The 6793-nt window shown below is 64.0% G+C and carries 5 protein-coding genes; all 5 read left to right on the top strand.

The window, feature by feature from the left end; genetic code table 11:
• Window positions 1-414 (top strand): molybdopterin-binding protein (locus tag ACZM96_RS08845; protein WP_489488602.1); only part of this gene is annotated, 414 nt, incomplete at its 5' end.
• Window positions 415-494: 80 nt separating this feature from the next.
• Complete coding sequence (locus tag ACZM96_RS08840; protein WP_489488601.1) at window positions 495-3233, top strand: molybdopterin-dependent aldehyde oxidoreductase; 2739 nt, start codon at window positions 495-497, stop codon at window positions 3231-3233.
• A gap of 102 nt (window positions 3234-3335) precedes the next feature.
• Window positions 3336-5669, top strand: coding sequence for a pyridine nucleotide-disulfide oxidoreductase/dicluster-binding protein (locus ACZM96_RS08835; protein WP_489488599.1), 2334 nt, complete (start codon window positions 3336-3338; stop codon window positions 5667-5669).
• A gap of 29 nt (window positions 5670-5698) precedes the next feature.
• Complete coding sequence (locus tag ACZM96_RS08830; RefSeq protein ID WP_346664519.1) at window positions 5699-5914, top strand: DVU_1557 family redox protein; 216 nt, start codon at window positions 5699-5701, stop codon at window positions 5912-5914.
• On the top strand, window positions 5914-6657 hold the full coding sequence (trsM, locus tag ACZM96_RS08825; RefSeq protein WP_489488597.1) for a DVU_1556 family methyltransferase: 744 nt from the start codon (window positions 5914-5916) through the stop codon (window positions 6655-6657). The genes ACZM96_RS08830 and trsM overlap by 1 nt, the downstream gene beginning before the upstream one ends.
• Window positions 6658-6793 lie beyond the last annotated feature (136 nt).

Genomic DNA, 6793 nt, shown 5'->3' with positions numbered 1-6793 from the left:
AGCAGCATTCTCGGACAGAGCTTTTCCGACGACTCCATCGAGATGACCGTGCAGGGCATCCGCAACTTCATCGCGCAGGACGCCGACATGGTGGTCTGCATGGGCGGCATGTCCGTGGATCCCGACGACCGCACGCCCGCCGCCATCCGCGCGGCCGGCGGCAAGGTGGTCACCTACGGGGCTCCCACCTTCCCGGGAGCCATGTTCCTGCTGGCGTACATCGACAATATTCCGGTACTCGGGCTTCCCGGCTGCGTCATGTACCACAGGGCGAGCATTTTCGACCTTGTGGTGCCGCGTCTCCTGGCCGGGATTCCCGTCACCCGGGAAGACATCGTGGCTCTCGGCCACGGCGGTTTCTGCGCAGGCTGCGGCGAATGCCGCTATCCGAACTGCGCCTTCGGCAAAAACTGATCTTCCCGCATCGGCCCGTATTCGGGCGTTCCGCTTCCGCGGCCGCCCCTCCTCTGGATTCCTCTTAAAAGGAGCTGCCCATGTTCATCAAATCCCTTCTTGTCAACGGCGTCCGTCGTCAGGTGCTTGTCAATGCGGATGACTCGCTTGCCAACGTTCTGCGCGACCAGCTGCAGCTTACCAGCGTGAAGCTGGGCTGCGAAAAGGGTCACTGCGGCGCCTGCAGCGTCATCCTCAACGGCAAGCTCACGCGCACCTGCGTGCTGAAGATGAAACGCGTGCCCGATGATGCCGCCATCATCACGCTGGAAGGCATCGGAACGCCCGATCACCTGCATCCGCTTCAGGAAGCGTGGATTTTCCATGGCGCGGCCCAGTGCGGCTTCTGCACGCCCGGCTTCATCGTGGCTGCCTACGCCCTGCTGCTGGAAAATCCCTCGCCCACCAGAGAAGAAGTGCGCGACTGGTTCCAGAAGAACCGCAACGTCTGCCGCTGCACCGGCTACATTCCGATCATCAACGCCGTCATGGACGCCGCCGCCGTCATGCGCGGCGACAAGGACATTGAGGAAATCCGCTACAAGGAACCCGCCGAAGGTCATCACCTCGGCTCCACCAAGCCGCGTCCGAGCGCCGTGGCCAAGGTGACCGGCACCGCCGAATTCGGCGCCGACGCCGCCGTTCACATGCCCGCCAACACCCTGCATCTGGCGCTCGCTCAGGCCAAGGTTTCCCATGCCAACATCAAGGGCATCGACACCTCCGAAGCAGAAAAGATGCCCGGCGTGTTCCGCGTGCTCACCCACAAGGACGTCAAGGGCAAGAACCGCATCACCGGCCTCATCACCTTCCCCGACAACAAGGGCGACGGCTGGGATCGTCCCATCCTCAACGACACCAAGGTGTTCCAGTACGGCGACGCTCTCGCCATCGTGTGCGCCGACACCGAATGTCATGCCCGCGCGGCTGCCGAAAAGGTGAAGTTCGACCTTGAACTTCTGCCCGAATACATGGATGCGCCTTCCGCCATGGCTCCCGACGCCATCGAAATCCATCCCGGCACCCCGAACATCTACTACGAACCCCACATCGAAAAGGGTGAAGAAACCGCACCCTTCTTCGACGATCCCGAAAACGTCTGGGTGGAAGATAGCTTCTACACCCAGCGTCAGCCTCACCTCAACATCGAACCCGACGTCGGCTACGGCTACATCAACGACAAGGGTCAGGTGGTCATTCATTCCAAGTCCGTGGGTCTGCACCTGCACGCGCTCATGATCGCTCCCGGCCTCGGTCTGGAATTCCCCAAGGATCTGGTGCTCGTGCAGAACACCACCGGCGGCACCTTCGGCTACAAGTTCAGCCCCACCATGGAAGCGCTCATCGGCGTGGCCGTCATGGCCACCGGACGCCCCTGCCACCTGCGCTACAACTATGAACAGCAGCAGCAGTACACCGGCAAGCGCTCGCCCTTCTGGACCACCGTGCGCATGGCCGCCGACAAGAAGACCGGCAAGCTGAAGGCCATGGAAACCGACTGGACCTGCGACCACGGCCCCTATTCCGAATTCGGCGACCTGCTCACCCTGCGCGGCGCGCAGTTCATCGGCGCAGGCTACGGCATTCCGAACATCCGCGGCAACGGCCGCACCGTGGCCACCAACCACGCGTGGGGCGCGGCTTTCCGCGGCTACGGCGGCCCCGAAGCGGAATTCCCCTCCGAAGTGCTCATGGACGAACTGGCGGAAAAGCTGGGCATGGATCCCTTTGATCTGCGCTACGTCAACTGCTACCGCGAAGGCGACACCACGCCCACCGGTCAGAAGCCCGAAGTGCTGAGCCTGCCCGAAATGTTCGACAAGCTGCGTCCGCTCTACGAAGCGGCCAAGAAGCACGCCAAGGAAGCCTCCACCGACACCGTGAAGCGCGGCGTGGGCATCGCCCTTGCCGTGTACGGCGCGGGTCTCGACGGCCCCGACTCCTCCGAAGCCTGGGCGGAACTCAATCCCGACGGCACCGTGACCATCGGCTGCTCGTGGGAAGATCACGGTCAGGGCGCGGATTCCGGCGCGCAGTGCACCGCTCATGAAGCCCTGCGTCCTCTGGGCATCAAGGTGGACGACATCCGTCTCGTGCTCAACGACACCAGCAAGACCCCGAACTCCGGCCCCGCCGGCGGTTCCCGCTCGCAGGTGATGACCGGCAATGCCATCCGCGTGGCCTGCGAACAGCTCGTTGAAGCCATGCGCAAGCCCGAAGGCGGCTTCTACACCTATGAGGAAATGAAGGCCGAAGGCCGCGACGTGCATCAGGACGGCAAGTGGACCGCTCCCGTGAAGGGCTGCGGCGAAAACTGCCAGGGCGATCCCTTCGCCTGCTACATGTACGGTCTGTTCATGGCCGAAGTGGCCGTGGAACTCGCCACCGGCAAAACCAAGGTGGAGAAGATGACCATGGTCGCCGACATCGGCACCGTGGTGAACAAGCTCATCACCGACGGCCAGATCTGGGGCGGTCTCGCTCAGGGCATCGGCCTTGCGCTGTCCGAAGACTACGAAGACATCAAGAAGCACAGCACCATGCTCGGCGCCGGCATTCCCTATCCCAAGGACATCCCGGACAACATGCAGATCATCTACGTGCAGAGCAAGCGTCCCGACGGTCCGTTCGGCGCGTCCGGCACGGGTGAAATTCCGCTGTGCGGCCCGCATCCGGCCATCATCAACGCCATCTACAACGCCTGCGGCGTCCGCATCACGCACCTGCCCGCCTACCCCGAAAAGGTGCTGGCAGGACTGAAGGAAAAGGCCGCGAAGTAACCTGATCATCCGGGGTCGGAGAGCTTTTTCGGGCTTCTCCGGCCCCGCCCTTTTTCTGCCCGGAGCCGCTTCGGGCAGTCTTTTCTTTTTTCGAGGTATGCCGTGCTGGAACAAAGCCAACTTCACGCCGTCGAGGCCCGCTGCACGCAGGAAGCCGCGCCCCGCTGCCGCACAGCCTGTCCGCTGGACATGGATGTGCGCTCCTTTCTTGAATGCCTCGCCGCGGGCAAGGTGCGCGACGCCCGCAAACTTCTGGAGCGGCATCTGCCTCTGCCCGGCGTCATGACCGCCGTGTGCGATCATCCCTGCGAAAACGCCTGCCTGCGGCGCGATCTCGGCGGCGGCCTTGCCGTGTCCGCGCTGGAAAAGTTCTGCATGAGCGCTGTTTCCGCGCAGACAAAACCGCTCATCCGGCCTCCCAAGGGTCAAAAGATTGCCGTGCTCGGCGCGGGTCTGGCGGGCCTTGTTGCCGCCTTCGACATTTCGCACAAGGGCTTTGCGGTCACGGTCTATCACGAAGGCGAAAAAGGCGAAGCGCTCCTCCGCGCCTTTCCTTCCCTCAGCGCCGCCGTGCTGGAAGACGAGCTGCGCGCGCTGGAAAAATTTCATGTGAGCTTTGAGCGCGCCGCTCTCGACGAAGCGCTTCTTGACCGCTGCCTCGAAAATTTCGGAGCCGTGTTCGTGGACGCCTCGGTCTGCGCGTTTTCTCCTGCGCGCGAGAACATCGACGCCGCAACGCTGCTCTGGAAGGACAAGGTCTGCTGCGGCGGCTGGGCCAGCCTCACCCCCACGGGCGCAAGCTATGCTTCCGCCTCCTCGCAGGCCGGAGAAGGCCGCCGGGCCGGAATCACGCTGCAGCGCATTCTCACCGGCGTTTCGCTGGTGGCGGCCCGCGAAGGCGAAAACAGGGAGAACCGCCTGCACACGCCGCTCGACGGCGTGACGCCTCTCTCCCGCGTTCTGCCCGCCGGAGACGCGTACACGGAAGAAGAGGCCCGGCGCGAAGCCGACCGCTGCATCCGCTGCTCCTGCATGCAATGCGTGAAGGAATGCCCGTTCCTGCAAAAATACAAGGAATTTCCCCGCGTCTATGCGCGCAAGCTCTACAACAACGCCTCGGTGATACGCGGCACCCGCACGGCCAACGTCATCATGAACGGCTGCGCCCTGTGCGGTCAGTGCGAAGTCATCTGTCCCGAGCACTTTTCCATGGCCGATCTGTGCCTTGCCGCCCGGCGCGACGCCGTGGAACGCGACGTCATGCCGGCTTCCGCCCACGAATTTGCGCTGGAAGACATGGCGCAGGCCATCGGCCCGGAAAGCGCCTTTCTTCTGGAAGACCCCGCCCTTGCCGCACAGGGCAGGCACGGCGCGAGCCTGTTTTTCCCCGGCTGTCAGCTTGCGGCCTCGCGGGGCAGGCAGGTGCTTGCCATGTACCGCCATCTGCGCGACCATCTGCCCGGGGGCGTGTCGCTCTACAGCACCTGCTGCGGCATTCCCGCGCACTGGGCCGGACGGGAGGCCCTTTTCCGCGAGCACGCCGAAACGCTCCGCCGCGACTGGGAGTCCTGCGGCAGGCCGGAAATTCTTGCCGCCTGCTCTTCCTGCATGACGGCGCTCAAACTGGCGCTTCCCGAGGCAAAGATCACCTCGCTGTGGTCGAAGCTCGACTCGCTCATGAACGAGCCTTTTGCCAGCTGCGCGCCCCGCGTCATGAACGTGCAGGATCCCTGCGGCGCGAAGCATGACGCTGAATGGCAGAGGGCCGTGCGCTCCCTTGCCGCCAAGGCGGGCATACGCGTGGAGGAAGCCACGCGCACCGGCGACGAAAGCGCCTGCTGCGGCTACGGCGGGCTGGTATGGAACGCGCAGCCGGACGTGGCCGACGCGCTCGCCAAAAAGCGCGCCGGAGAATTTTCCCTTCCCGTGCTCACGTCCTGCATCATGTGTCACGACCGCTTTGCTGCGGAAACGGAAAGCTGGCACCTTTTCGATGTGCTTCCGCAGACCGCGGAAGAAGGCGTACAGGCCTCCGCGCCCGGACTTTCCGCACGCCGCGCCGGACGCGCGGCGCTGAAGGAAGCGGCGCTCGAAGAATTTCTGGGGCAGAAGCCCGACGCGCGCAACCACGAAGAACCGATTCTGCTGCGCATTCCCGAAGACGTGCGCGAAGCCATGGAACGGCGCTACATTCTGCGTCAGGACGTGGTTGCGGCCGTTGCGGGCATCGAAGAGAGCGGAGCCAAGTTCCTCAACCGGGAGAACGGCCACATTCTCGGCTCCTGGAGGCCGCGCAACGTGACCTTCTGGGTGGAGTACACGGCGGACGACGACGGCGGATTCACGCTGGTCAAGGCGTGGTGCCACCGCATGGTGGTGGCCGGAGCCATTCAGCCGGCAACGAAGGTCGTCATGGAAGAAAAGGTACACGCCTGAGTCATTGACAACGCAAACGAGGTTTTCACATGAGTCTGGAACCGAACTTCACCACGGACGACGGCGACTGGGTATGCGCGAAGTGCCATGTGCCGCTTGAGCAGATCAAGGTGCAGGCGCTCTACATGCACAGCGCCTTCGACGTCATTCTTCCCCGCTGCCCTTCCTGCGGACTGACGCTCATTCCCCAGTCGCTGGCGGAAGGCAAAATGGCGGAAGTGGAAGCGCTTCTGGAAGACAAGTAATGAGCGCAGCGGCATCTTCCCTCTACGCTTCGTCCGTGTTTCAGAGCATTGCGGGCGGCGCGTGGCGCCCGGGCGGGACTGCGCTCACCCGCCACGGCCTTGAGCTGTGCGCCCTTGCGCCCGGCTCCACGGTGCTCGACGTCGGCTGCGGAAGCGGTGCCAGTCTGGCGCTTGTGCGGGAACTTGGTCTGAACGGCACGGGGCTGGACAGGGAATGTTCCCTGACCGAGCCCTTTCCCTTCGTGCAGGCCGACGCGCAGAATCCGCCCTTTCCCGATGCCTCCTTCGACGCCATTCTGTGCGAATGCGTGCTTTCGCTCCTGCCCGACGCAGGGCAGGCGCTGCATCGCTTTGCCGAAATTCTGAAACCGGAAGGAAGGCTGCTGCTTTCCGATCTTTTCGTGCGCGGCGGCGAGCCTTCCGCCCTGCCTTCGCCCGGATCATCCTGCCTTGCCGGCGCGCGCACGCGGCAGAAAACGGAGCGCCTCTTGACGGAACACGGCTTTTCCCTGCTCCATTTTGAGGATCACACCGCCAGCTTGAAGGAACTCGCCGCCCGGCTGCTCTGGTACGGCGACGAGAGCGTGTGCGGCTTTCTGCGCGGAGGGCGCAATACCGAATCCGGGGTCTCCCGCGACTGCGCCTGCGGCTCGCTCCGCCCCGGAGGACTGCGCTACGGCTACGGATTATGGCTAGCCGTCCCTGCGCGTAACACATCACGAGGGGGCGTACCAACAGCCTGATCTTCGGCCGTTCTGCCTTCCGCCCGCGGCATTTCGGAGAGCCGGAATGCACAGCGCCGGGCCCGCCTTACGGCAGGGCCCTTTTCGCCCCCAGGAGTTTCAACGTTTTCAAGGAGTCCGTCATGAACGCCCTGTT

It is taken from the genome of Mailhella sp. (assembly GCF_057866825.1).
This window is presented reverse-complemented; position numbering and strand designations above follow the sequence as displayed.

Bases quoted from the DNA above. Each gene is read 5' to 3' on its own strand.
- ACZM96_RS08840 (WP_489488601.1), top strand. From the start codon at position 495: ATGTTCATCAAATCCCTTCTTGTCAACGGCGTCCGTCGTCAGGTGCTT.
- ACZM96_RS08830 (WP_346664519.1), top strand. From the start codon at position 5,699: ATGAGTCTGGAACCGAACTTCACCACGGACGACGGCGACTGGGTATGC.
- trsM (WP_489488597.1), top strand. From the start codon at position 5,914: ATGAGCGCAGCGGCATCTTCCCTCTACGCTTCGTCCGTGTTTCAGAGC.